At 36.6% G+C, this 26,214-nt stretch carries 23 protein-coding genes, 1 pseudogene and 1 CRISPR repeat array; of the genes and pseudogenes, 3 read left to right on the top strand and 21 right to left on the bottom strand.

The window, feature by feature from the left end; all coding sequences use genetic code 11:
- Positions 1–659 precede the first annotated feature (659 nt).
- The 5 genes from QUF91_RS12225 to QUF91_RS12205 all read right to left on the bottom strand — a co-directional run bounded on the left by QUF91_RS12225 (position 660) and on the right by QUF91_RS12205 (position 4,181).
- Positions 660–1,280 (bottom strand): NAD(P)-dependent oxidoreductase, encoded by a 621-nt coding sequence (locus QUF91_RS12225; protein ID WP_289420064.1) that lies wholly within the window; start codon positions 1,278–1,280, stop codon positions 660–662.
- 175 nt (positions 1,281–1,455) lie between these two features.
- Positions 1,456–1,845: a hypothetical protein gene (locus QUF91_RS12220; RefSeq protein ID WP_289417950.1), complete on the bottom strand. Its 390-nt coding sequence runs from the start codon at positions 1,843–1,845 to the stop codon at positions 1,456–1,458.
- Positions 1,846–2,526: 681 nt separating this feature from the next.
- Positions 2,527–2,829 (bottom strand): GPW/gp25 family protein, encoded by a 303-nt coding sequence (locus tag QUF91_RS12215; RefSeq protein ID WP_285399429.1) that lies wholly within the window; start codon positions 2,827–2,829, stop codon positions 2,527–2,529.
- Between the two features lie 216 nt (positions 2,830–3,045).
- The gene (locus QUF91_RS12210) at positions 3,046–3,246 is read right to left on the bottom strand and encodes a hypothetical protein (protein WP_289417949.1); all 201 of its coding nucleotides are present in this window, start codon (positions 3,244–3,246) and stop codon (positions 3,046–3,048) included.
- 359 nt (positions 3,247–3,605) lie between these two features.
- Complete coding sequence (locus QUF91_RS12205; RefSeq protein WP_289417948.1) at positions 3,606–4,181, bottom strand: DNA-3-methyladenine glycosylase I; 576 nt, start codon at positions 4,179–4,181, stop codon at positions 3,606–3,608.
- A gap of 463 nt (positions 4,182–4,644) precedes the next feature.
- On the opposite strand from QUF91_RS12205, the gene aac(6') reads away from it, so the two are divergent.
- The gene (gene aac(6'), locus QUF91_RS12200) at positions 4,645–5,079 is read left to right on the top strand and encodes an aminoglycoside 6'-N-acetyltransferase (RefSeq protein ID WP_289417947.1); all 435 of its coding nucleotides are present in this window, start codon (positions 4,645–4,647) and stop codon (positions 5,077–5,079) included.
- A gap of 184 nt (positions 5,080–5,263) precedes the next feature.
- Here the strand turns inward: aac(6') and QUF91_RS12195 are convergent, their stop codons facing one another.
- The 12 genes and pseudogenes from QUF91_RS12195 to QUF91_RS12140 form a co-directional block, all read right to left on the bottom strand.
- Positions 5,264–5,455 (bottom strand): hypothetical protein, encoded by a 192-nt coding sequence (locus tag QUF91_RS12195; protein WP_289417946.1) that lies wholly within the window; start codon positions 5,453–5,455, stop codon positions 5,264–5,266.
- 835 nt (positions 5,456–6,290) lie between these two features.
- Positions 6,291–6,656 (bottom strand): annotated as a pseudogene (locus QUF91_RS12190) (CRISPR-associated protein Cas4); the annotation flags it as partial.
- A complete protein-coding gene (gene cas7c / locus QUF91_RS12185) occupies positions 6,637–7,473 on the bottom strand; it encodes a type I-C CRISPR-associated protein Cas7/Csd2 (protein WP_289417945.1) in 837 nt (278 codons plus the stop codon). The gene cas7c and the pseudogene QUF91_RS12190, both read right to left, overlap by 20 nt.
- A gap of 3 nt (positions 7,474–7,476) precedes the next feature.
- A complete protein-coding gene (cas8c, locus tag QUF91_RS12180; RefSeq protein ID WP_289417944.1) occupies positions 7,477–9,402 on the bottom strand; it encodes a type I-C CRISPR-associated protein Cas8c/Csd1 in 1,926 nt (641 codons plus the stop codon).
- Positions 9,399–10,115 carry a type I-C CRISPR-associated protein Cas5c gene (cas5c, locus tag QUF91_RS12175; protein WP_289420062.1) on the bottom strand — a complete coding sequence of 239 codons (717 nt, stop codon included), beginning with the start codon at positions 10,113–10,115 and terminating at the stop codon, positions 9,399–9,401. The genes cas8c and cas5c overlap by 4 nt, the downstream gene beginning before the upstream one ends.
- Before the next feature lie 371 nt (positions 10,116–10,486).
- Positions 10,487–12,925, bottom strand: a complete 2,439-nt coding sequence (gene cas3, locus QUF91_RS12170) for a CRISPR-associated helicase Cas3' (protein WP_289417943.1) — start codon at positions 12,923–12,925, stop codon at positions 10,487–10,489.
- 95 nt (positions 12,926–13,020) lie between these two features.
- A CRISPR array of direct repeats spans positions 13,021–13,321; the repeat unit is 34 nt; unit sequence CATTTCAATCCACTCTCCCCATACGAGAAGAGAC.
- Positions 13,322–14,109: 788 nt separating this feature from the next.
- Complete coding sequence (locus QUF91_RS12165) at positions 14,110–15,792, bottom strand: methyl-accepting chemotaxis protein (protein WP_289417942.1); 1,683 nt, start codon at positions 15,790–15,792, stop codon at positions 14,110–14,112.
- 57 nt (positions 15,793–15,849) lie between these two features.
- Positions 15,850–16,068, bottom strand: a complete 219-nt coding sequence (locus QUF91_RS12160; RefSeq protein ID WP_289417941.1) for a hypothetical protein — start codon at positions 16,066–16,068, stop codon at positions 15,850–15,852.
- A 378-nt stretch (positions 16,069–16,446) separates the two neighbouring features.
- Positions 16,447–16,884 carry a hypothetical protein gene (locus tag QUF91_RS12155; protein WP_289417940.1) on the bottom strand — a complete coding sequence of 146 codons (438 nt, stop codon included), beginning with the start codon at positions 16,882–16,884 and terminating at the stop codon, positions 16,447–16,449.
- Between the two features lie 54 nt (positions 16,885–16,938).
- The gene (locus tag QUF91_RS12150) at positions 16,939–18,492 is read right to left on the bottom strand and encodes a YndJ family protein (RefSeq protein WP_289417939.1); all 1,554 of its coding nucleotides are present in this window, start codon (positions 18,490–18,492) and stop codon (positions 16,939–16,941) included.
- The gene (locus tag QUF91_RS12145; RefSeq protein ID WP_289417938.1) at positions 18,461–19,072 is read right to left on the bottom strand and encodes a DUF4166 domain-containing protein; all 612 of its coding nucleotides are present in this window, start codon (positions 19,070–19,072) and stop codon (positions 18,461–18,463) included. The genes QUF91_RS12150 and QUF91_RS12145 overlap by 32 nt, the downstream gene beginning before the upstream one ends.
- Positions 19,069–19,983 carry a DoxX-like family protein gene (locus QUF91_RS12140; RefSeq protein WP_289417937.1) on the bottom strand — a complete coding sequence of 305 codons (915 nt, stop codon included), beginning with the start codon at positions 19,981–19,983 and terminating at the stop codon, positions 19,069–19,071. Before QUF91_RS12140 ends, QUF91_RS12145 begins: the two co-directional genes overlap by 4 nt.
- Positions 19,984–20,670: 687 nt before the next feature.
- On the opposite strand from QUF91_RS12140, the gene QUF91_RS12135 reads away from it, so the two are divergent.
- Positions 20,671–22,320: a DUF6138 family protein gene (locus QUF91_RS12135; protein WP_289417936.1), complete on the top strand. Its 1,650-nt coding sequence runs from the start codon at positions 20,671–20,673 to the stop codon at positions 22,318–22,320.
- A gap of 137 nt (positions 22,321–22,457) precedes the next feature.
- Here QUF91_RS12135 and QUF91_RS12130 read toward each other — a convergent pair whose 3' ends face one another.
- The 3 genes from QUF91_RS12130 to QUF91_RS12120 form a co-directional block, all read right to left on the bottom strand.
- Positions 22,458–22,982 carry a tubby C-terminal domain-like protein gene (locus QUF91_RS12130; protein WP_285397418.1) on the bottom strand — a complete coding sequence of 175 codons (525 nt, stop codon included), beginning with the start codon at positions 22,980–22,982 and terminating at the stop codon, positions 22,458–22,460.
- An 87-nt stretch (positions 22,983–23,069) separates the two neighbouring features.
- Positions 23,070–24,176, bottom strand: coding sequence for a DUF4179 domain-containing protein (locus QUF91_RS12125; RefSeq protein ID WP_289417935.1), 1,107 nt, complete (start codon positions 24,174–24,176; stop codon positions 23,070–23,072).
- Positions 24,160–24,702: a sigma-70 family RNA polymerase sigma factor gene (locus tag QUF91_RS12120; RefSeq protein WP_289417934.1), complete on the bottom strand. Its 543-nt coding sequence runs from the start codon at positions 24,700–24,702 to the stop codon at positions 24,160–24,162. The genes QUF91_RS12125 and QUF91_RS12120 overlap by 17 nt, the downstream gene beginning before the upstream one ends.
- A gap of 146 nt (positions 24,703–24,848) precedes the next feature.
- Between QUF91_RS12120 and QUF91_RS12115 the strand changes: the two genes are divergently transcribed.
- On the top strand, positions 24,849–25,142 hold the full coding sequence (locus QUF91_RS12115) for a hypothetical protein (protein ID WP_289417933.1): 294 nt from the start codon (positions 24,849–24,851) through the stop codon (positions 25,140–25,142).
- Positions 25,143–25,386: 244 nt separating this feature from the next.
- Here the strand turns inward: QUF91_RS12115 and QUF91_RS12110 are convergent, their stop codons facing one another.
- Complete coding sequence (locus tag QUF91_RS12110) at positions 25,387–26,103, bottom strand: toast rack family protein (protein WP_289417932.1); 717 nt, start codon at positions 26,101–26,103, stop codon at positions 25,387–25,389.
- Positions 26,104–26,214 lie beyond the last annotated feature (111 nt).

The raw sequence follows: 26,214 nt of genomic DNA, 5'->3' as shown, positions 1-26,214 counted from the left end.
TAAAAGGCTTCTTGTTTTTTTCCTTACTTTTTTAGGGAACAGACATACTATAAAAAATAATTAAAGAGATAAGGAACCAATAAAACTAAAATAGAGCCTATACCAAAAACAGATATCACTTTTATCATATCTTTTTTTAATATAACACTATCTATAACACACAATTGCGGTTAACTTAAAAAGTACATTTTATGATATATTTCACAACAGGCGTGTTGATTAGGAAAAAATAGGTTTATTATTGATCGATGAAAGGGTTTTTCTTGTTGCTATTTAGTATCGAGCCCCAAAACAGAATCGTTAAAGCTACTTTCGTTCGTTTTATAGGAATACTTTGAAGATTTATCGAAACAAAATCGCTCTTTATCGAAACTATTTGAGCTTTTATCGAAACAAAATCTCATTTTATCGAAACTATTTGGGCTTTTATCGAAAAACAAGCCTTTCTATCAAAGAAATCAACCACATGTTATGATGAAGAGCTTGTAGTGAAGGGCTACTCGACGCTCGCTAGCAGGAAGCCTTGCTCTGTGCGAAAGCGAAGCGACAGCAACAAAGCGAGTAGCCCGTAGCGGAAGTCAGATCCTTCTAATTTAATTAGGGTGGATAAAAATGGTTAATCAACACACCTGATTTCACAAATTAACAGCTATACTTATTCAGTACGCAATACCTACACGCGATTTCAGATATTCTTTGCTGTGAATTTGTTGATAGGCAAATTCTGCCGTATCTGCTACAGATATTTCAACCCCATTCTCAGGTAAAAAGCTTCGTTCGATACGATAGTTGCCCGTATATTCGCCATCCGGTAAGTATGTAGGACAGACGATTGTCCAATCCGCGTCAGATTTCGTCAATAAATTATAGACATTATGATGCTCTTGTGCTGCAAAGGTTGATTTTCTTTTTGATTCGCTCGATTGGTATCGTAGTATACTTGGAGTCAGATGACTTTGGAGAATGCCTGCCGTTCCAATAGTTATAATTCTTTTCACATTCACTTTTTTCATTGCGTCAAGAATCAGTGGCATACTTTTAGTTAATGTATTGGTACCATCCGTGTTTAAAGCACTAATCACAATATCTACATTGGACAGGGCATTTTCTATATCTTCTTTTTCCAGCACATCACCTTGAATAATATGTAAATTCACATTACTTACATTTAACTTATTTGGATTTCGCACTAAAGCTGTAACGATATGTTCATCTCGTAACGCTAGGGAAACAATTTGGCTTCCCACGCGCCCAGTTGCACCTAAAACTAAAATCCTCAGCATGATCACCTCTTTTTTTGATTATAGCACACAAATTTTCTGTAACCATTTAGTCATCTTTAACTATTTTTTGGCTTGAAACAAAAAATCACTTATACCTCGTCATAATTGCGTTCAGAAGCTTTAACTTCTTTCAGCGTATGTTTGGACACCTGCTAAAAGAAGTTAAAGCTTGTTACTGAGCATCAATAAGCTTGACATCAACGATAAACGAATGAAGATCATTATTTTTTGCAATTACGTTAATGATATTTTGGATTTCACTTTCTGTACTTTTATCAAATTTATCTAAATTATGTAATTGTATAGTCATTACTTGATTGTTTGGAGATTCGATTAAATAGCCTATCGTACTATCTGGAGAATAGCCTGCCGCTCGTAACGCCACTATAATTTTTTGCGTAAAATTCGTGCTTTGTAATTTTCCACCAATTTCTTCAGCATAATTTATGTCAGGATTTTTTTGAATGGATTGTTCAATTGAAGGTTGATTATACTTAATCAATGCCGCAATCATTAATATCAAGGAAAATAAAATAAAACAGCCTTTTATTAATCCTTTCATATATTCTCTCCATTCCATTTTTTAATCCAGTACCTTTATCAATGAATTAACCCCATTTATCCGATAAGTAATATATACTACATAAATTTACATCAAGCATGTTGTTTTTATGCTTGAAGATACTTGAATCATTCATAATTTCCTTCCTAATTAATTAGCAAATATTTTTAAGGCGAAAGTCTATTTGTTCATCTCTAAAAATTGCATCTTTTTCTAGCTTAAAGGCTGCGCATGTGATTTCTTAAGATGTTTAGAGCCAGGTACATTAGTAGATGCTTTCTTAACAGGTGTCAGTAGTTTCTTAGGTCTTATTTTCTTATTCTTTAATCCCAAAAATTGTTGTGCATACTTCCTTGAAGCTGCTCGCACTACTCTTACTATTGATTGCAATAAAATTGATGCCATCAGAAGAGCTGTATGTTATCTAACGAAAATGCATTTAGTTCGATAAATATCTATGTACAAAGCAATGTTTATAATTTTTATTGACAACTAATCTACTTATAATTTGCCAGGCTAACATTAAACTAGCCTGGCAAACTTGTGTAAAATAAAACGAAATTCACTTAAAGGTTTATCTCGCATTAACAGGCAAGAAAATCTCACCTCAAAATTCAGCGACATGAACTGCCCCGTAAAAACCCGATTGGTGAAGAAAATCCCTCTGATTTAAGTTTCACTTTATTCATTTACGATAACTTTCACAACAGGTTCTAATTTTCCTACATAAGTATCTCCAACATAATCTACATCTATTACTACGGCTCGTGGCTCGAAACGTTGAATGCTTTCAATAAGACGTGCAGTATTACGTCTTTTTGCAAGCTGAAAAGGTGTAAGAGTATCTAGTCTAAAACCAAAATCTCTGTATAACGGGCAAGATATTACGAAAGTAGATAATATAAAAGCTACATTTTGTAATATTTCATCAACGCCTGTAGCATTAAAATCAATATTGCTTGTGGCGGTTACTTGATGTGTCATCCTATCAACCTTTCTTCTACGATACATGCAATAATGTAAAACTTCCTTTAATAATATGAGCTTTTCTTTGAAAAAAGAGCACTTTGTTATTTATGCTAAATGCCCATAAGTTATGAACGAAAATACATTCACTATTGTATGTATAGATTGCAATTTTTTCTAAACAATTGCACATCGACAGGTTCCACATCTATCCCGCTTCTTTGAACTCACAATTTATCTTATTATTGCGTAATAAATTACATATAACCAACTTAAACAGCCATGTATAATTGCCCATAATATTGAATGATTTACACTCCAAGAAATGGTAATGGCTAATACCGAGCCAAAGCTAATACCACTTTTGACCACTGTTTTACTTTCCATTCTCTTCACCTTCTTTATTCCTTTATTTTCTGATACGTGCCGACTCATCTTCTTTCCTCCTCTTCATGAAATCAATTAATAAAAAAGATGCTCCATCATTCCCCTCTTCCGTAGCCTCAATCACATGACGGATACACAGAGGCAGTGACATCATACCTTAATGAAGTTGCTGTAATTGCCGCCACCTTTTTTGGGTTGTTTCAAGTTATTGTTGAGGATGCTATATCTATGGCTTTTAAATTGATGTTACTAGCTGTGAACGAGAGACGATTATACTGTGTTAATAAAATCGCAATGAATACGCCGCTCATTTAGTTCTGGAAGCAATTGTTTTCTCGGCATAATTGTTCGGATTTCATAGGTCTAATCCCACCTGTTACAAATATCGTTACTGTGCCTCGATGTCATCAAATTTCATCATCTAAGTTCTCACTACGACAAAAGCAATCTAGGACATGATCATTAACCATCCCTGTTGCCTGCATAAATGAATAACAAATGGTACTACCAACAAATTTAAAGCCATCTTTTTTTAATTGCTTACTCATTCGTTCACTAATCTCCGTTGTAGCAGGCACATCACCTATTGACGACCATTCATTGATGATAGGCTGATGATCCACAAAGCCCCAAATATATTTAGAGAACGACCCATATTCCTCTTGTATTCGTAAAAAAGCTTGAGCATTCGTCACGACACTTGCAATTTTTAATTTATTTCGCACGATACGAGAATCCTGACTAAGCTCCTGTAGCTTGTCCTCCGTATAGAGTACGATTTTCGAAGCATCGAATTGGTCGAAAACAGCCCGATAGCCCTCTCTCTTTTGTAGGATTGTCCACCAGCTAAGTCCAGCCTGTGCCCCTTCTAAACAGAGCATCTCAAATAAATGCTGATCATCATAGACGGGTTTGCCCCATTCCTTGTCATGATACTCAACATATAAAGGTTCATCTAGCTTGACCCATTCACATCTTTTCATAATAAAACCTCCATTTTTATGTATTATTTAATCCCTGTAATACAAAGCCATCCTTTTTGTGTGTTGTATCAGTTTTTGTAAAATTGTCACCCAGGTTTCCCCTTTTCATTTTTCTTTTCAAAAATTTGCCGGGAACTTAGAATTAAAGATGTTTATGAAGCTAGCATTTTTTAGTCGTTCATCCAATTTAGCACCTTTACTTCCTTTTATAGCATTGAATCTTCGTAAAAATTCGAAAGTAATTGCGTTCGCTCCAATTCATTCCTAATATAGATGATAGGGATCTTTAGTTCTTCAGCCCTTTTTATAAGGTCATTATCACTAAAGTAATCAATTTGAACATCAAGTACAAGTAACGCTTGTTTCAAAGCACTAGCCATCCCTGTATTTTGTATCTTATATCTTTACGTTCTGAACAATAAAAAGTTTCAGTTTTTACCATTTCAAAGGAAGGAGACTTTATATGATTAAACAAGCAGTTATGGAAGATGTGCAAACAACAGCATTATTAGCACTACAACTTTGGCCAAATCATATGTTAGAAGAGTTTGGCGAGGAGATGGGGCAACTAATTAACGCAGAAAACGCTGCGATCTTTATTGCCTATGAGGATGATGAAGCAGTCGGTTTTGCACAATGTCAACTCCGAACAGATTATGTCGAAGGTACCAACTCAAACCCAGTCGGCTACTTAGAAGGACTCTTCGTAAAAGAACAAAATCGACAGAAAGGCTTTGCGAAGCTACTTGTCGAGAGTTGTGAGCAGTGGGCTAAACGTAAGGGATGTATTGAATTTGCGAGCGATTGTGAATTACAAAATCTCGAAAGTCTAGCCGTCCATCTTAAACTAGGCTTCACAGAGGCTAACCGCATTATTTGTTTTAAGAAGGAATTATAAATAAGTGGTTGCCTGAAAAGAAAAATCACAAGAGCATTTGTAAATATAGAGCTCTTGTGATTTTCTAAATATAGCAGATAAATTAAAAAAGAGAAGGATATTAACAATATTTTGAAATTATTAAATTCATGAACAAAACAATATGTAATGTGTCAAAGTCAAATGTCTTATCTTTCGACATTTTCTAATTTAAATATGTATTGTTTGAAATATTTCTTTCGCGTTCGTCTATTATTAGATGGATAATAAATGCTAGTTGTTGCTCAATTCGCATATTGTTAAGATATAGTATGTCCACAATTGCATTTTTTTGCTTCTCTTCTAACCCCACTTTTTCTAGCATTAACATAATTTCTTCTTTTGAAAGCCCAAACACCTTTTCACCTCATTTCATCAATAATTTATTATTTCACGATCATTTCACAAACAAGAAACTAGTACTACGATTTCATAAACCATTTATACTAATTATAGGATAAATAGCAGAAAATAATCAATGCAAAATCCACTTTATTTCAATAATATTTTAACTATTTAAAAAAACATTGATATTATTTTATAATAATTTCCGATGAAGTTACTATAACAATGCTTTTCATATAGTAATTCTATTGTAAAAAATATCGAGCAATTTTGTCGAATTTTTACATTTTTCATCAACATAAATAAATTGCAATAAAAATCGCTTTTTCCTCAGCTATTACAATGCTTTTTATTTCAAAAGCATTTTTTCAAATAATTGAAACTACTTTCCCTACTTTTATATTCAGTATTTGCACTTTTTCGTTAATACTTTAGGGGAAATTGTTTTATATGCCAGCAATATCCTAACCTATATTTGAGATTTTTGGTTATTGATTGTTCATGCTTGATTTAACAGACTTTCAAAGTAGACTTGTTAACATCAGGCTGGAGCGTGACGGGGACAATCATCAATTTTGTTGTGACAAATGAAAAGCACCTCCTTCTTGTAGATACTTTCATCGTACCGGGAGATGCTGCTCATTTATACCATTATTTTGTGTACGGGCTTACAATTTACACTCTCCATACAGAGAGCGACACGCATTATTTCTGGCCAGACTTAGCAAATGATGTATTTCAATCCACGCTCTCCACACAGAGAGCGACTGCAAAAATCCATAAAAAAATTATAACTTCGAACGATTTTTGCTAAAAATTATTACATTCTAATTCTTTAATACCATGCCATCCTCCTGTCCCTTCTTTGGTTTTCCACGCTTGTATTCCACTGGAATTGGTATATAAGTGCCTGTCTCGCCATGTATAGGAACACCTTCTTTATGTTCGTGAAATTCTACAACATCACAAATACCATTTGTCTTTAAACTACGAGAGCGAATCGGCATCGCTCTCACAATTAATTTACTTCCCCGCTTTTCACGTAGAAATGGTTGATCTGCTTTTTCGTGAACATGTTGGCCTTCAATCGTCAAACCATTTTCTGCCCATTGCTGTTCTATATGAATTAACGCCCATTGTCGTGGACAGAAGCGAAAATGCTGAATACCCGATAACATTAAATAATCGACATCATCACTTACCGTCCAGCTCATTTACCTTCAGCCCTTCTAATGGCGCAACTAAGATTGTTAAATCAGCTATAGATTCCCCTTCTACCTTTAATGAACGGTGAACTTTAGCTGATGAGTATTGGCCAAGTTTTGAATTATGCTCCCACCAAATCACTTTATGTACTTCTAGCGATCCTTCTGGACGAGCAGAGGAAGCATCGTTTTCAAATAATGTAATTAATGCTTCTTTTAATCTATCAGCATCATCATTTGTAAAGCCTGTTTTCTCAGCCAATTGTGTATTAATACTCCCAAAAAACTTATAGATACCAAAATCAACTCGATGCTTCATACCCATTGTATCAGAGCCTTTTTTATCGCCCGTCACAGAATTTACACTTTTTGTAATTTGAATACTTGTAATGTCGATTGGAGCAAGACTAATCGCTGGATGAATAGATACTGGACCACGTACACCGACAGACAAAGAATCTCCTTTAAAAGCAAATACTTGCCCAAATGCACGTACATCAAACCAAGTATTACTTGCAATCGTTGCATACACATCTGCATTGCCTTTTTTATCAGCCTTAATCTTTTTAAGCTCTGGGATCGCATCTACACGATCGTTTAAACTTTTAAAGCCATCATTATTACGATCATCAGATTGTACAAAAATTGCTTCCCCCATATCTTGTAGGCGGTTGCGTAATTTACGCTTAATACAAACATCTGATACTTCACCATAACCATCGTAATTTTGACGCGGCCGATTTCCATTTAATGGATCACCATTTGGATTGGCATTTTGTACAGAAAATACAACCGCAAAATCAATTTTATGATCTAATGTTGTCATCGTTTAACTCTCCTCTTCATTTTTCTCTTTTTTTGTGTACAGTGCTTGTCGCTGGCTGTAGTAGCCAAGTAAGTATTTACCAGTTAGTGGTACATCGGTGAAGTCGTTAATATTCATTTGCGCACCAATTTCATCAATAAGCTTTGTATAATAAATCCCTTTGTCTCTTAGCTTCATTTGATAAGGTTGTAGATTACGCTGAATTGTAGACCATGTTCTTGCTGGGTGTCGAGAGAATGCATTCATATAACGTAAGGCATTTGTTGGTCGGTTCTCTTCTTTACCTAACGCATTCCGTTCTAATACATCCGCAACCGCAAGTAAACGACCAAATAGATAATCACGCTCTGGGTTTGTAGTATCGAGTGCCACAGTATAAACCTCCTCTTCTTTGTCATAGTAATGTTTTTTAGCCAGTGAGCATGCAACTCCTAGTACCTGTTCCCACTCCCACGCTTGGTTGTAAAATTGTGGGTTAGAGGCGCGTGTAATCGAACTACGTACAATGTCAATTGGAATTTTCCGTCCATCAAGTATACAAGGCAGCATTCGCTCCATGACACTTTTGACAATCTTATCACTAGGTCTCGGACCATATGCGGCATGTGCAATTGTATAAAAGGATGGAGATCCGAAGTACTGCACCCATTCATCATTCTTTTTCCTTGTATGACGCCAGCTGCAATCCTCATGCCAGATTAGTAGCTTAGCAAAATACTCTTTGATATCTAAATCCCGATAATAAAGTACTGCCAATCGTCCTGGTGTTGCTGCATCAAGCGTTAATATATATACCTTTTCATCATCATGTTCCTGAATATCCATATTCTTTTTGATGCCGCTAATAATTTGGCTATGCTGGTCGGCTAAAACCTTTTTTGTATCCGCTTTTTGCAAAAGCATCGCATCACGTTGCTCCAAGAAGAAATTCAAGCCTTTAAAAACATCACTTGATAAATCATCAGCTACATATGGCATATCAGGATTTTTTGAGCCCCATACAAGGAAAATGCGTCCATCTACATGCTTTCCTTGCCGTTCAATCAGCCATTTTAATGCATTATGCGCTTTTTGCGAAACATCATAGCTAATATTAGCCGCTTCAAAACTATCCTTAAAACGACCACGGTATGTAAAACCAGTACCGTCATTTGCTGATATTAACTTAGCCTTATCACCCGAATTACGTAACTTATTAGGGTGACGCACGGTAAATGGTAAATATTCACCTGTCACATAACAAATATCACTTTCTTGCAGCTTTGTATTATAAAATTGACTATAGGCATTATAAATATCCTTATTACTCCAAACAGGATCAATTACATCTCCAGGTACATGAACATTAAAACGAACAAAAGCGCTTTCCTGTGCACCTGCAAGCATCTGGAAAATAGGTGGCTTGTCCCCATCCTGCTTTGTATCCCATTTTGAACGCAATAGTCCTGCATCTGTAAGGTGTAAAATAGAGCACTCCACCAAATCTTGAATGAGCGTTCCTTTTTTTACATATTCATATATTGCTTGTACGTGCGGATGACTATAGGGCGAATTACACCATTCTCCGAGCTGTTCTAAATAATATAAATGTGCATCTTTCTTATCTTCTTCTTGCGTAAAAGCAACATAATCGCCCGCTACATACATCAGCTTATCTTGTAACATATGAGATACATAATTTTTTCCTGAACGACTGCCAGAGCTTTCTGTAAACGGTAAAATCGTATTGATTTTTTCTATTACTTTTGCGTCATACAGTGTACCTTCAAGATTAATGATCATTTCAATATGTGCGGTTTGAGTTGTATGTGAAATGGGCAGTAGTGTATATTCAAGCACTTTTTTATCTTTTGTTTCTTTCGAGAAAATTTCGCCTACTTGCGCTTCATTTTCTTCGTAGGTTTTATACAAAGCACGTAAATAACTCATTTTTTCACCTCCAGCTCCTCGTATTCATCCTCCACAGCTGTCATTGATTCTCCTAAAATAAACGATTTTGCATGCATTTCCTTAATTGGACGGACAAGCGAACATTCATCTGGACGAATAAAAGAAATATAACCGTTTTTCATTCTAGGTTGCCAAAGTCTTGTTTCAAGCATATTACGTCCTGTTTCATCAGGATAATTTAAGCCATGCACCATCGTACCAAAATGCACCTCATCATAATTATCATAAAAACCTTCTCCAGCACCAAAATCACACGGCTCTACATAAGCCTGACATTCCCTTGCTCCTAAAAAGACATCACGACGTCCACCCTTTTCGACACAACGCTTGGCTACATTGTGATGTTTATTCTCGTTGAAGTCTTGCTCTAAATCCATTCGATTTTTATTAAACTCAAAATGTGCCTTTACTTGATAACGTACATCTCGCAAATAACTGTAATTGGCAAGCGTATTCCCCCCCGACATATCAATCGGTCGTACACCCTTCGATTCCATTCGAATAGCATTCATTACACGAATTTCATCAATATACCAAATGATAGATGGTTTCCAGTAAATCGATTCCACGATCCCTTTAAGTGCTTGGTAGCTAGGAATTTGTGTCGTCATCTTTTCACCACCTAGCTTCATAAGTGGGTCTGTAAATAATGCATAAGAACCATATACTTCAAATTCAATTTGATTTCGTATTTTTGCCATTTTGTCACCTCCTTGCACAACTTCTCTGTGGATTATTGAGGGAAATTCTCTTCTTATTGAAAGTGAGAAAATTAAAAAGTAGAATTTCACACTCAAAAATTCCTAGAGAGTAATAATCTATTTAAGAATTATCTACAGCCTATTATTCCAAAATAATACTGTTTTGTAAATCTATTATTAGTTACCTGACAAACATTAAATAAATATAATATATGAACATTTATTTAAATTAAAACTTTAACTCCTCAAGAATTATGCTATTATTATTAATGTCGCTTAATAGCGTGGATTGAAAAATATACTATATCATTTAAGTTTGAATGCAGCTCACTACACGAAAAGCAATGAGCTGCTTTTCATTTTTAAATAATACAATCCTCTAACTGTGCTTCTCCTTGAACACTTATTCCAAATTGATCATCGTATGCCGTTTCCTTTGCAGCATACATATTAAAGGATCCAAACTGTACAACAATCAGCTGATTATTTTGCTTTAATTTCTCAAAATCATGTTGGAACAAGTTTACGCTAAATTGCTGCGCTTTTTTCAAAAATACTTGATAATCATCGATTGGCTCACAATCTACGAGCTGACTAATAAGATCTTTCCCCTCACCATAAGGCACAAGTACACCCTGTGTATTGGCGTCAATCACTTCAAAATAAGAAAAAGCTGTTTTATAACTAGCTAAGGTTGCTAATGGATAATACCTACCAGGTCCTTTAATATATGCTTTATTCTCATCTGTATCTAAACGAAACAATAACTCATAAATTGTTGTATTAAGTTTTGGTAATGGGTAATTCAACGTTGAATCAAACGCACGATAAATACGATTAAAATAATGCATCATTGCTTCGGTTGACATTAAATTACCACCAAATAGTGCAGGATTATCCTGTAAATCCTTCATTATATAACGCGAACATTCCCCGCCCATTTTAATAGTTGGTAGCTTGCTGAGCGATTCCTCTGCATGGTTAAAGACATATACGTCTTGTATTTCTACCTCACCATTACGATTACAACGTCCTGCAGCCTGAGCAATAGAGTCTAATCCAGCTAACGAGCGGATAACACACTTAAAGCTTATATCCACCCCTGCTTCAATCAATTGAGTACTAATACAAACAAACTTTTCCTTTCTATGAAGTTTCTGTCTCATCTCTTCAATTTTTTTCTTTCGATGCATAGGACACATGCCAGTACTTAAATGTACAACATCAAAATCAGCATATTTAAATTGTTCGTATAAGTCACGAACTGCTTTTTTTGTATTTAAAATAACTAATACATTGTTACGTGTGATTAATGATTCTTCAACAAAACCACTTAGTTCCTCCGTGTTCCACCCCTTATTTTTTAAGAGCGGTGTGATGGAAGTACGTTTAAATGCTTGAATAATCGTTGGTAAGTCTTCTACAAGTTCCTCATCAATCTCAATATTATTGCTTACAAGCTGTAGAGCAGGTTGTGTAGCTGTACATAGTATAGATGTTGTATTACATGTATTTTTCATGAAATTCAACGCCTCATTAAACAAAGATACACAATGAATCGGTACGGATTGCACTTCGTCAAAAATAAGAATGCTGTTTGCTAAGTTATGTAACCTTCTCATATTACGCGACTTACCACTATAAAACGTCTCTAAAAATTGTACCATCGTCGTAAAAATTATTGGTACATCCCAATCATCCTTTGCTATATTCAACCTTCTTGCCACTTGATATTCCTTAAAGGATAGATTTCCATTGTGTTCAGTATCCTCAATTACATTACTGTGATGCTCCAATACATAATCTTCAGCCTGTAAAACTTCACGCACCTCTTGTGCATTTTGCTCAATAACGGTCGTGTACGGGACTATGTAAATAATACGTTGCTTTTGATGGAGCTGTGCATGTCGCAGGGCAAAACGAAGACTTGCTAATGTTTTTCCACCGCCTGTAGGAATAGATAGTGTATAAATACCTGTTGGTAGTGATGCTTTATCAAGACAATCTATTGACATTTGTTTGCGTAAACGTGTAACTTCGTTAGGTAAAGAATTTTTCTGCTTTTCGATCAAATTTTTATTTAAGTGTTCTTCAAAAGTTTGCCAAAGTGATTGAACATCGAAAGCTGTAATTTTCTCTTGTTCCTCAAATGCTCGAGAATTGCGACGGTCTGCATCAATCAAAGCACTAAAAATAAATACCGTGACAAAACTTATTTCTTTTTGTATGACACTAGCTACTCCCTCTGTTGTTTTCGCATTTTTCAGTTTATTTATAAGATACGTTTCCAATTCATTTGCAGCCTTTATAACGTAATTTTTCATATAGGATAAATCATACATATTTCGTAAAAAACGCTGTTTCACTTGTGAAAAATCAATATTCTTTTCAGATGTCAGCCGATTCACAAAAGGCGACTGCCCATCCATATCTACCATATCTAGTAACTGTCCATGATGTGAAAAAATAGCATTAGCAACACACTCTACTAAAAAAGGGGAAACAGGATTTTCACGTTGAAAATGCTCCATCAAAAATTTGCCACCAGCCGTTGAGTGATCAACACTCCCACGTTTTGGTGGATCAGATGGATTTGCCACCGTATCGCGAATATATTTCTGGAACGCTTCACTAAATTTGCCCATATCATGTAACATACCTGCAAGTCCTGTTACATGCTTAAGCCCAATTTTCTGTCCAATTTCTTCAGCAATATATTGCACCTCTTTTAAATGATCTACTAACAATTGCTCCGCCCCGTCACTAGTTCGTATATGCGCAATAAAGTCTTTGACCGACAATTATATTCACCTTCTTAATTAAATAATTTTCAATCTAGTCTCTTCATGCGAGAAGAGACGGGATACCATCTATATTTTTCTGATTTTCAAACTAAAATTTCAATCCACTCTCCCCATACAAGAAGAGACATCATTAAGAACCGTTGTAACTGGTCGTGATGCAATTTCAATCCACTCTCCCCATACGAGAAGAGACCCTTATGAAAAATTCCGATACCCACTCTTGTAACATTTCAATCCACTCTCCCCATACGAGAAGAGACAGGACTAAGACCACCTGAAAAATTAAATTTAAGCATTTCAATCCACTCTCCCCATACGAGAAGAGACGTTTAGTTGGGAGGGTTGACGCATGGATGGCGTATTTCAATCCACTCCCCCCATACGAGAAGAGACTACAAATTTCAACATAATATTAATAAATAAATCAACTTATTAACAAAACAATTAATACATATAGTCTTTTTGAAATAAAACATTAAAAATTAAACACTCATTTTTAAATGAATTCTCGGATCCATCTAAAAATTATGTCAGCTTGCTATTCGCACCTCACCTAATTATAACAAAACATTGTAGTATAAACCTAAAATAAAACTATTATTTTAGGCGTGTTGATTAGGAAAAAATAGGTTTATTATTGATCGATGAAAGGGTTTTTCTTATTACTATTTAGTGTCGAGTCCCAAAACAGAATCGCTAAAGCTACTTTCGTTCGTTTTATAGGGATACTTTGAAGATTTATCGAAACAAAATCGCTCTTTATCGAAACTATTTGAGCTTTTATCGAAACAAAACCTCATTTTATCGAAACTATTTGGGCATTTATCGAAACAAAACCTCATTTTATCGAAACTATTTGGGCATTTATCGAAACCAAGCTCTTTCTATCAAAGAAATCAACCACATGTTATGATGAAGAGCTTGTAGCCCGTAGCGGAAATCAGTTCCTTCTAATTTAATTAAGGTGGATAAAAATGGTTAATCAACACACCTACTATTATTTTACACCTGATTATCTTCTAAATGCATCCTCTCTTTTAAGCCACATCACATCTTTTCAAACAAAACAAAACCAGCAATTACCCGATTCATTGTCGTCAATTGCTGGTTTCATGTTTATTCTTATCATTTTTTTCATTTCATCATAAAGAAAATCTAAACAATTTTAGAGTTGTGCTGAGTTATAATTTAAACTTTCTAGTGAGGTCGTTTAAATTCTCCGCCATGTCCGCTAAATTTACTGAACTATTGTTGATTTCATCCATAGAGCTTGCTGCTTGTTCGATTGTTGCAGAGGTTTCTTGAATTCCTGCTGCTGATTGTTCTGATATAGCGGCAATTTCATCCACTGATTTATGAATATTAATAGTATTTTGTACTACGTCTTCTAGCTTTATCGACATGCTGTCAATATTCGTTGACATCGAGTACACAGCCTCTGCAATCTGGCTGAAAGTTTCATTTGTCGAAGCGATTTGGGTTGTACCTTTTTCAACCTCGCCAAAGCCAGTTTCCAGTGAAGATGTCACCATGTTAGAATCTTGCTGAATTCTTTGAACAATGCCCGTGATATCGTCAACAGAGACAGCTACTTGTTCAGCGAGTTTACGAACTTCATCTGCAACGACCGCAAAACCTTTCCCATGCTCCCCTGCGCGCGCCGCTTCTATAGCAGCATTGAGCGCTAGTAAATTCGTTTGCGCAGCAATATCCTGTATAACAGCCACGATTTTTGAGATTTCCTGTGTTTGTTTACTCAGTTCGTCCACTTTATAAACAGCATCCTTCACAATGTGATGAATGGATGTCATTTGCTCAGTGGATGCGTCCATTAATCCTTGGCCCTCTTTCGTTAAAGCCATGACGTTTTGAGAATACTGATGAACATCCTTACTGCTGTTATTGACATCTGTCATCTTTAAGGTGAATTCAGCCATTGTTGTAGCTACATCTGATGCGTTACTTGCCTGCATTTCTGTGCCATTAGCAATTTCAGCTACTGTATCGACAATTTGTTCCGTACCAGTCTTCACCTCTGTCGATGATTGCATGAGCTCTTCACTATGTGCAGCTACATCATTTGATACTGTTTGAATTTGCTTTAATAAACGATTCAAAATATCCGACATCGTATTAGTCGCTTCCATAAGTTGCCCTACTTCATCTTCTGATTTCACAATAAGTGGAGGCTCACTTAGATCACCTTCAGTAATTTGTTGCATACGATTTGTCACTGTGATGATTGGTCTTGAAATTACTCGAGCACTAAACAATGCAATGATCATTGCAACGATAACAATCACAGCACCGACGATCGTACCTGTAAGCTGCTTAGTCTCTCCTGCTTTAATAATGTCTGCGCCCAACGCATTTATCGATTGCTTCCGTTCCTCGGCTAACCCCTCAAAGCCTTCACGTATTTCCGTAGCCTTTTCACTCATACTAGCTAAATTTTCCTTCGCTAATTCAACCTGGCCTTGATCATAAACATCAAATACTTCTTCTCTAACATAGCGGGTCCATTCCTTAGCCATTTTTGCATATTTATTGAAATCTTCCGAATCTGTCAATGCTAAACGTATTTTTTCATTTTCTTGAGCATGCTTTACATTATCTTCGAAAATTTCCTTATACTTGTCATCACCAGAAAGTATATATCCTCTAATTGCGGCAATTCTTAGCCCTATCGTTTGAGCTTCCTCATAATCAGTAATTAGTAATTGCAATTCTTCATCAATAATTTGTTCTGTTGCTTTATTACTTTGCTTGACTGCATAAAAATTGTAACCTATGTATAAAATCACAACTGCTACTACAATACTGAAGGAAAAAACGATTCTTTTACTAATTGACTTAAAGTTCATTTCAAATTCTCCTTATTTTCCAAATACAACTTAAATGTGCCTAAACTGGCTCATCACTCATAATGTGTGGTTGATTTCCGTTCCGACTGAGCGCTTTGTCGCTGACGCTTCGCTTTCGCACAGATAAAACATTTGTTGCTGACGCTTTGCTTTCGCTACAGAAAACATTTGTTGCTGACGCTTTGCTTTCGCTACAGAAAACATTTGTTGCTGACGCTTTGCTTTCGCTACAGAAAACATTTGTTGCTGACGCTTTGCTTTCGCTACAGAAAACATTTGTTGCTGACGCTTTGCTTTCGTGCAGAGCAGAGCTTCCTGAGGGCATCCGATAGTCCTAAGGAGTCGCCCAACCGGTAACTAATATACAAGGTATATGTCTTAACAAATGTCATCCACAACTTTTGGTGATAAGCCCCTAATCTTGAATTTTATCTATCAATATTAATCTACCATTTTTAAATAGGACTATGGTGATTTGTGAATTTTTCCTATATCAAATGAAATAACTAGGTGATTTTTATGTATTTTCTAGCATCTTCCATTAACATTATTAATTAAACGGATGAACTACTTTAAAATAGTTAAACAAGACTTTTGTTCTAAAAAAAGAACAGCCCTATAAATGAGCTATTCCATTCTATAGAAAAACTATCATCAATCCCAACAATTAAATATAACGTCTCCAATTGTTTTACTATCAAAATATAAAATATACTTCCACTCTACTTCAGATAAGCTGTGTAGCTCCTTATCTCGTGTTAACAAAGTATTGAGTGTGACGGCTTCAAAACATTTACGCATCGGAAAATATTTGTGCAGGTGAGTTTTTGTTACAAATTGAAAACTTAGTTCCTCATCATACTTAGCAAATGAAACATAGGGCATAAGTCTGTGATGTAGAATTGTAAATTGTTCATTCGCCAATTGAATCACTGCTTGCATATAAACAAAGTGAGGGTTATTGATAAATTGTAACGTTTTCGCCCGCTTTTCACTTGTAACTAAATGATATACCATTGACTGGAATGTCCACATATCCTGTTCAATTAAATGATCTGCATCAAAACCTGAAATTCCTTTTGTTAAGCGCAACAAATCACCCCTGTCATTATGCTCCTTCTGCAAACAGACGCCTTCAATAATTATCTATTTCCTTGTAATTTGATAGTCAATTTGTAAAAATGATACACCAAAAATCCGCATTTTATGTATGGCAGTTAGTGTTGTTTCATCTTCTGCGGTAATGACAAAATGTTCATGTAAAGGAAGTCTCAATAAAAAACGATTAATCGCTAAATATATTCCTGCATCTCCAGCATGATTGCTTGTTAAATGTAAATCTCCATTATCTTCATATAAATATAACACCCCAATCATTGTTGAAAAAGGCAGTGGGAGCGCAATATTCATATAGGTTGTTTCCCCTGTTGTATGCTTTGAATAGATGGCAACAAAGGTAGTTTGTTTATCTATTTTCCGAATCCATGCACGTGGAGCTAGTCGCCCATCTTGCTGCTCATCTACTTTAACAATCATACCTGTCATCTCGATTCGCTTACTAGAAAAGGGCAAATTCAGTTGTTGCATGAAACGACTTAAGCCTTGATAAATCAAAGCAAACGGTTTAAACCATAGTTTCCACTTTACAGATGCCTGCAAACGATACTGATTTGTTTCTTCATAAAAATGTGGGATCACATGAGGCAGCTTTGCCGTTTCAACAAAGTCACTAAGCGCATCAACTAAACCAGGATGCGGATCTTTTCGTTCTCTTAATTTCCCCCGAATTTGGCTAACTGGAAAATGAAATGGTTGATGTTTCGATTCTGGAATAAGGATTGCCCAAGCTAGTACCCCCATACTACCGAAGAAAACACCATTTATGACCCCATGAAACTTTAGCATTTCTGGTATTCCTACATAGGCATTCCCTATAACATGACCAAATGCATACATGAACGACCATAATATTGTGATACATAGAGACCCATAGGAAATTCGTAAAAGCAAACCTTGACCACGAGGGAGTTTCGTTTTTAGAGCTAGGAAAAATAAGCTGTAAATAGCAACAATATAAAGTGTCACTGAAACAATTTCTAGCATTGTAGAGAACGTTATTCCGAGTGCAACAAGAAGCGGGCCTGTCAATAAAATAACAACGACCGCATTGTACCATCTACTCTTATGTATTCGCCCAAAAAGACCGATCGATATCGCTAATAAACAAGCCGAGTAATGAAAGTGAATAGCTGTTAACCACGTTATCAATGATGAAAAACCTGTATCAATGTTGGCAATAAAAGCAAAAAACCAAAGTCCCCCAATAAATATGTAAATAAGCCCAACATCAATCGAAATCTCAGCCATGTTTGTAAAGCCTCGCTGTAAAAACCGCTTCACACCTTGTAAAGCTATAAACGCCGTATAAACAACATAAATAAGTGCAAGAATAATTGCTATCCAACCTTCAGACCACCAGTGGAGCATCGTAATAGTAACCATCATCACAACAACAATGGCATCGCCGACTTTGTTAAAGTCTATAACCATTTTCACCATTGTAGGCACAAAAATAAGCTGTGCAACTGTCAGTAGCATCATATATTCAGGCTGCGGGCTAAAGAAATAACAAACGACCGACAGCACAAGCCCGAATAGTGGGACAGGGCTACATAGATTGCTGCGTAAATTCACCAGCATACATCATCAGCCTCCCTATCAACGGATTATGAATGGACACATGAATCGTAAAGACATTCCTTATCTCATCAAATCCTTCCTCAACAACAACACGTCCCTCCAACATTTTTGGTATCGAACATTCTATTTGGGGCATTACAAATCGTTGAACTCCAGAACGAATGACCAGTCTCCCCTCACGTGTCACCGCAAAATGCAAATCCGAATAAAAAAGAGCTGGGGAGCCAAGGTAATCCTTAACTATTTTTTGAACTGGATCAATCGTCATCCTCGCATCAAAATGTCTTGTTTTGTTAGAAAAATAGAAAGTACGCTCCCACAATACTTCTAGTTCCCCGCTTGGCAATGCTCGACAAGTATTACAAATTGTAAACGGCACATCTTCACCAGATTCAGGAAACAAAAATCTAGTTTTAGTCGCCATCGCATAAAAGGGACGCAGCCACTTTGCACCAGACTCAATTTTATGCATTACACCAATAGCATAAAAAGGCTGTTCTACAGGTAATGCATAACGCTTTTGCAGCATTGGATGAAGTCGAGAAAAATCCTCACCTAATAAAGTTTGATAAATCGTCATGATGTTCCTCCTCGCTTTCGCTTACAGCTTTTTGCACTCGGTATATCTTTACAAAGTACAAACCCAATAATGGACAATACCCATAAAGCCAGATTGAATGTCACCGGATTGAACGGAGCAGTGGCAATCGTTTTATCTGCTAAAATGGCCCCTAATGTTAGAAGCGGAAATAGTAAAATTTGAGCTCCAAACATGAAGCGCTTCCCTCGAGGTAACAGCCAAAAAAGTGCAAAGATGATCTCTGCAATGCCAACCCCTCTAACAATTTGACTTACCTTGCTGTTCTCTCCACCTAATAATTCCTCAATCATCATCACCTCAGTAGGATGCTGCATAATGATTTTCGGCACAAGGCCATGGTACAACCACACAAAACAAAAAAGCACACTGATTAGAAATGTTAAAAAGAAGCGACGATACTGAGAAGAAGGATTTTCTCCCTTTTCAAGCCATCTTTTTAAGACATCAAAGCTAAGAGCTGTTGCCCAGCCCATTATTGGACGAAACACTCTATCAAATAACTTTCCTAATTTTCCATAGCGAACATCATAGTCATACTGTGTTAAAAATGTGAGTCCCTTATCATGAGGAATATACTGCCAATATCCTTTCCCTTCTGCAATTGGTGATATTTTTTGAGGTGTCCCAAAATGTAACGAGGATGTTCTGCTGCCATCTTCTTTATGATGCTCCCCTTTACTCTCACCCCAGCCACTCACCTTCAAGCCTGGCATTACCTTTGTTTCATAGGTAAATCGTTGTGGCTCATCCGGCGAATTTTTTTCTAAATATGTAATAGAGGTAAAACGTAAATCCCACTGCTCATGCAGCTTTGGATTTTGTGTATAGGTCCACGCCTCGTCGATGGGAGCATTTATCTCTATCTCCACAAAAATCGGCTTTTTTTTCATGTCTCTCTTCCCTTCTCGATGTAAAGCACTATTCATTTTCTTGAAATTTTTCCCGCTGTTTTTATTTTGCTACCTGGAAAGAAGAGAAATTCTCCAGCTTGATCAATCGTTAAAAGAAATGTCGTTCCTCTTTTATAGCTTGTATAACTAATCCTTTTCATCACTCTTACTTATATCTTTTTTTGCAAATCTACTAGTCATAAATCTCTTTTTCTTCCCATTTTGAGTGCTAATGAGACCGATACTTTTAATTTGTTCCTCAAAGGGATTCAATGAAAATTCACTTCAATCGATTGCTCTTTATTATTGAAATAAAATACCATTCGAAATTCAACATAATGAAAGCAACAGCTAATAATATTCTTTAAATCCCCAGATATTACTTACCTCCATTTGAAAATCAATTTATACTATTATAGCAGTAAATTGATTAATCACCATAAATTAGGGTTTAAGCATTAAATTCCAATAAAATAAAAATAATTGAATCGAAATGACGATTTGCCAAGTCTAATAGTCGGAAGGAGGCGATTTTCATTACTACAAAGCAAGTATTATTAGTAGAGTTAGCACAAAACGGAGATGAACAAGCATTTAAGATGTTCGCTTTTAGTGTAAAATATATCAAGTAGAAACATTACAGCTTTTACTTATATTAACTACAACACTATATTAGGAGGAGGATCGTTGAATCAGGCAGCAGAAGCTTTGCTAAATAAGGTATGGAAAGAAATCACTACAATTTACGAACAAGAAAGCAAAAGAATCAATGAGTTTGAGAATCAAAGAACGTTACAAGCTGGAGTTCATAACTACCTCAGAGTGGCATGGAGAAAAGGCAAGTTTACTTGGTCTAAAGGTAAATTTCAAATAGATTTCTCCAAATTATCATTATCCAGCTCGAATAAATTCGGAGCAGATGCTTACATCATGGAGTTGACCGATGAACTTCTGATAGATGAGTTCTTCCCTGCCTTGTGCGGGCTTGTGGATGACCTATTCCGCTCGGAGGAACTAGGATCTCGTTTCTTTGATTACAAACTTGAAGTTGTATTTGAGTTTGAGTGGGAGAGGTCGAAATTAACCCTTAACAAACAGCTGTTGAATGAGCCCAAGTTGAACCAACTCCAAAACACGCTGGATCATTTTATTCAGACGAGGATTCTTTCTGATTCGCCCGTATTACCTGATGAGAAAGACGTTTTCTTTTTCGCCTATCATTTGGTCAATTCTGATCTAATGAAACAGGAAGTGGTAGTAATTGATCCGTTGATTCGTCGTCTCTCCGACAAGCTGAATACTAATCAAGAGCTCAAAAACGGTTTGATTAGTCGTTATACTTTGGCGTTAAAAAAATGGGTGAATGATTACTTTTTACTGCAGCATTTTACCCGATCCGGTGATTATGATATGACCTGGACTTTGAAAGAGGATCATCCTTCCGTAGATACTAGAGAAATGGATTTCTTTCTTTATGCGGCATTGCAAATTGGATTTACAGAGACGGATATCCCACAGAAATATATGGAACTTGCTGTACAATTGGGGTCTAAGGAAGCTGCAGATTATTTGAAAAATGGTAGCGGTAAATTTGCTCATACATATCGAGGAGAGCTGATAGAAGGCAGAAACAACGATATTACACAAACGATAGAAATCTGCATTCTTTCCGAAGAAGAACTTGCTTATAAAGAAGCGTTGGATTATATTATCAATCTTTTGAAACAAGCGTTCCCTAAAAGTTATCAGCTGAAGTTAAAGAGTAGCCAAAAGAACTTCCTTCCTTTGAAGGAACTGGCGAAGTCCGAGCTACATCAGTTTTTCGCCAATGCGCTTAGCTACCCTGCTTTGTTCCCGAAGCTTGCAGAATATGTGGATACAGCTATGGAAGAGTTCGCATGGTACGAGGATGTAGAGCCGAGCGAGGAATCGGTCATGCCAGGCACTTATGCAGCAATGGGCCTTGGCTTATACAGCGAAGATTATTTTCCACTAGTCTGTCGCTATATGGAACTCGTAGATACAGAGCATCAGTCAGCGCAGGATAGCTATGCGGAGACGTTTATTGAGGCACATGGCGTAAAGATAGAGCTTATGCCAGTAATTGTATCCATTTTGCTAGGAGGGATTGATGAAGGCACGTTGGTCAAAAATCTAACCATCGACAGTCCTGAGCTTGTCGAGGCGCTGAAAGGCAAAGAAATTTATGAATACGAAATGGTATTGCGCCGGATTTTTGGAAGCATGGAGAAACTTGAAGCAGTAGCCCAAAAGGCACAACCGCCATTAAAAGAAGCATTGGAGCAGCTATTGGCGCTTCAAATCGAAATGACCTGATCTGCCACATTAAATAAGAGCATGTTTTGATTATTTTTTTCAAAACATGCACTTTAGATTTGCTCCATACTTTATTACAAAGATTTATCACCTAACTTTTTCAGTTTATCTCCTACTTTTTCAAATTTATCGACATTTCACGCGCCAACAAACAACACTGCCTGTCCAATCGCAATAAAAAAGGCTTCATGCTGTATCGGGCTATTGTCTTCAATTTGCAGAGTAATTTCAAAATGAGTCTCACAAAAAATAGCCTGCCAACGTGCAATTGGTTGATCCTCTAGAGAAAATACGGACCAGTCTTCCATCTCTTTGTTCAGATTAATTTTTTGCTCGCCATCTGTAATGATTAAATCAGGGATCATAATTTGCCAGCCATCATAAGCAATCATATAGTCCTTCCCTGTGATGAAATCCTTGCCTTTGAAATGCACTCGGCCACGACGTGACACCTTTTTACAAGTGAAAAGAGGCTGACCAGCGACATCACTGACATCGAAACGCACAAAATAACGATAGTCCATAGTGCGGTCAAACGCTTTTTTCAATCCATTAGAATAAACGCGTTGAACCGTAGACGACACTTCCCCCGCTTCATTTAAAACTGCTACAGCCTCTGTTGACTCAATCGCCGCTGATTGTTTGTATGTATAAATTTTCAATCTATTCGCTCCTTCAAAACTCATGCTTTCTTAAAACTACCATAAAATAAGCGCCAAATACAAAGTTTGCATTTGACGCTTTTTTCATTATTTTTGTTGTGAAGGGATTTCTACTGTGAAAGGCTGGAATTTCACTTCTTTAAGGGATGATTTATCGAAAGGAATTTTCGTTTCTACCCCAGCATTATCAATTTGAACGCCACCACCACCTGAAGGAAGCATTAAATACGGTATAATAATTAATTTTTGAACATCTTTCGAAATCGGGTCAAAGGATTTTGTGCTACTAAAATTCCATAGACCATCATTGAAATGACCTTCTCCGCCACCTGAATGTGAAGTGATTTCTTTGCCATGTTCATCCGTGATACGGAATTCTATAAACGATGCGCCTATTTGTGCATTATCAATTGTTCCTTTTTCAGTCGCTTTATAGTCCAGTGATACACCTGTAGGACTCAATGAAATTTTTGAAACATCTAGTTGAATGCCATCTGCCTGTTGTTGATGGTTGACAGGAACATAAACAATATCCGTAATTTTTTTAACCGGCGCTGTAAATTCCCATTTTTCCCCTCCTTTACCTTCCAGCACTAAGCCCATGTCAAAGGAATCTGGCATGTCGTCCTTCACATCAAATGTCGCGATACCAGTACGAACTGTCGGACTTAAAACTTTTTCACCATAGGAACCAGAACTCGCCTCAGGATTTTTACCATTTATAGTGCAATCAAACCCTGCACCAAAGTATTCATTACTTAATTCCTTTTCAGAATCAATTGTAATGCCTACAGTAATATTAGATTCATCATAAAGTACTTCATCTACTGTTACGGAAATACCGTTAATTGTCTGCTTTTCTCCAATAGTGCTCGTTAACCCTTGTTCGCTTGCTTGTTTTAGCCCAAGTAAGCCAGAGTTACTAAATACCGACCCGACAATCGGTAGCTGTGATAAAGTACTTGCGAACGTTGGTGATACATAGGCTGCAGAACCAATCATAATACTAAATGCGGCTGCCGTACTTGCTACATATAATAATGGTTTACGTTTACTTTTTCTTTTAATTTGGATAGGTGTTTGACTCATTTTCGTTTGCTCCTCTGCTTGTTGTATTCCTTTTGTAATCGATGCTCGTACCTCATCTCTTGGGAATTCTGGAAGGGGTCCGTTTTCATTAAATGACTTTTTCATTGAACGTTGCACTCCTTTCTAATTCTCGCTTCAACTGTTTTTTACCACGATGCAAATACGTTTTAATAGTGCTTACCGGCTTCTCCATTACTTCCGAAATTTCTTTAATCGGTAAATCGTGATAATAAAATAAAATAATGGCCATTTGTTGAGAATGATTCAAATGCTGTATAGCATCCGATAAATCAATGGGATTCGCACTGACATTTTCTTCATGTTGTAAACGATTTAATAATTCACTTTCTTCATAAGGAATAATTTTTTGCCCTTTTTTAAGTAATTGGTAGCACTCATTAATTAAAATACGAAACAGCCACGTGGAAAAAAATTCCGGGTGCTTTAGCTGATGAACGGTTAAATAGGCTTTACACGCTGCCTCTTGAATCGCATCCAGTGCGTCCTCTTTTTGGCCAACATAAGAAAGCGCAGTATAAAATAGTTTTTCTTCCTCTAAAATGAGTAGCTGCTCAAACGCTTCCTTATTCCCTGCAATAGCCTGTTTGACGATTGAAATATTATGTTCCATGCTGTTTCCTCCTTTCAATACTTAGAGTAATTAACCCTATCAAAAGGTTTCACTTTTAAAAAATTCTTTTTCTAATAGAATAAAATGGCTCTATATCAAATGTTGAAATGAGACGCAATATAAAGTTTCCCTAGCTGCTCGGTTCTTTGGCGCTTCTATCCGTCACTTCGACTCTTCTATCCACGACTTTGACTCTTCTATCCGCCACTTTCGCTTTTATCCGTCGCCTTGGCTCTTCTATCCGTCGCTTTGCATCTTCTATCCGTCACTTCGACTCTTCTACCGTCGCTTCAGCTCTTCTATCCGTCACTTTGGCTCTTCTATCCGTCGCTTTGACTTTCTATCCGCGACTTTGGCTCTTCTATCCGCCACTTTCGCTCTTCTATCCACGACTTTGGCTCTTCTATCCACGATTTCCACTCTTCTATCCACGACTTTGACTCTTCTATCCGCCACTTTCGCTTTTATCCGTCGCCTTGGCTCTTCTATCCGTCACTTCCACTCCTCTATCCGCCGCTTCGCCGCTTCCATCCATCGCTTCTAGTTCTCCGGGCAAGATGTATTAAGCTTCCAGAAACCTTCCGCCGACCGACTGCCAAGTATCCTCGACTTTTCCCACAGGAGATTGTATGTAGAACAAAAAAAGCAGACTACTTCATCCAAAGTAGCCTACTAAACTTTTCATTATTTATCCAATTTAAAAGTAATGTCGCCTACACCGATTTCAGAGTGCACCTCAAGCACTACATCCGCATTTTCATATGCTTCATTGACATAAACGCCATTCCCTTTTGAGATAAAATCTTCTATATTGGAAGAGCCGATGCCCTCTTCTGTCGTCAGCTTTACCCCAACCTTCGATGGTAGAACGACAGTAGTTTCACCAACACCTGTTTCAATGTTCGCTTTGAAGCTTTTTTTCCAATCTCCGCCTAAATTTACAGTGAGATCGCCAACTCCTGTTTCAATATCTAATTTTTCCAATTGCAGACCTTGTAAATCAAGTTCTGCTTCTGAGGCACCTGTTTCAACGTAGAGATCCATTGGAATATCTTCATTCAGTTGGATATCCCATGTATTTTTTATTTTTCCTAAACCTACATTAGTAGAACCTTTATGATCAATCACTACTTCTCCAGTCTTGCCGCGTAAGTCATAGTCAACTCTTGGTGCCAGTTTATTAATATTATATTGAGCAGTACCCTCAACCCAATCTTTAGCGCCTTTTTTAACTGTCATATCTCCAACACCGAATTGTAATTCAACATCTAACTTCTCTGCATCATCCTTTTCAACTAAGATCGTTTCATCTTTAGTTTTGCCTGGAATGACAGAGTTACATCCTGATAAAGCAAGTAATGAAGCACTTATTAATAATCCAAAACCGATAAATTTTTTCAATATAATTCCTCCTGCTGTATAATATACCACTAACATGATTGTATCAAAATACCAATTTATAAAAACGCCCCTCCGAATTAAATTCATCTAAGACCTAAGACGTAGTAAGGA

It is taken from the genome of Lysinibacillus sp. G4S2 (assembly GCF_030348505.1).
Taxonomy (GTDB): domain Bacteria; phylum Bacillota; class Bacilli; order Bacillales_A; family Planococcaceae; genus Lysinibacillus.
The sequence above is the reverse complement of the archived record's forward strand: the minus strand, read 5'-3'. Positions and strand labels throughout refer to the sequence as shown.

What these genes read in the sequence shown, in the direction of transcription:
- QUF91_RS12125 (WP_289417935.1), bottom strand. Translation starts at nt 24,176, where the DNA reads ATGAAAAAGTCATTTAATGAAAACGGACCCCTTCCAGAATTCCCAAGA.
- QUF91_RS12220 (WP_289417950.1), bottom strand. Translation starts at nt 1,845, where the DNA reads ATGAAAGGATTAATAAAAGGCTGTTTTATTTTATTTTCCTTGATATTA.
- QUF91_RS12165 (WP_289417942.1), bottom strand. Translation starts at nt 15,792, where the DNA reads ATGAACTTTAAGTCAATTAGTAAAAGAATCGTTTTTTCCTTCAGTATT.
- QUF91_RS12205 (WP_289417948.1), bottom strand. Translation starts at nt 4,181, where the DNA reads ATGAAAAGATGTGAATGGGTCAAGCTAGATGAACCTTTATATGTTGAG.
- QUF91_RS12150 (WP_289417939.1), bottom strand. Translation starts at nt 18,492, where the DNA reads ATGCTGGTGAATTTACGCAGCAATCTATGTAGCCCTGTCCCACTATTC.
- cas8c (WP_289417944.1), bottom strand. Translation starts at nt 9,402, where the DNA reads ATGAGTTATTTACGTGCTTTGTATAAAACCTACGAAGAAAATGAAGCG.
- QUF91_RS12215 (WP_285399429.1), bottom strand. Translation starts at nt 2,829, where the DNA reads ATGACACATCAAGTAACCGCCACAAGCAATATTGATTTTAATGCTACA.
- QUF91_RS12140 (WP_289417937.1), bottom strand. Translation starts at nt 19,983, where the DNA reads ATGAAAAAAAAGCCGATTTTTGTGGAGATAGAGATAAATGCTCCCATC.
- QUF91_RS12120 (WP_289417934.1), bottom strand. Translation starts at nt 24,702, where the DNA reads ATGGAACATAATATTTCAATCGTCAAACAGGCTATTGCAGGGAATAAG.
- QUF91_RS12145 (WP_289417938.1), bottom strand. Translation starts at nt 19,072, where the DNA reads ATGACGATTTATCAAACTTTATTAGGTGAGGATTTTTCTCGACTTCAT.
- cas7c (WP_289417945.1), bottom strand. Translation starts at nt 7,473, where the DNA reads ATGACAACATTAGATCATAAAATTGATTTTGCGGTTGTATTTTCTGTA.
- QUF91_RS12160 (WP_289417941.1), bottom strand. Translation starts at nt 16,068, where the DNA reads ATGTTTTCTGTAGCGAAAGCAAAGCGTCAGCAACAAATGTTTTCTGTA.
- QUF91_RS12210 (WP_289417949.1), bottom strand. Translation starts at nt 3,246, where the DNA reads ATGAGTCGGCACGTATCAGAAAATAAAGGAATAAAGAAGGTGAAGAGA.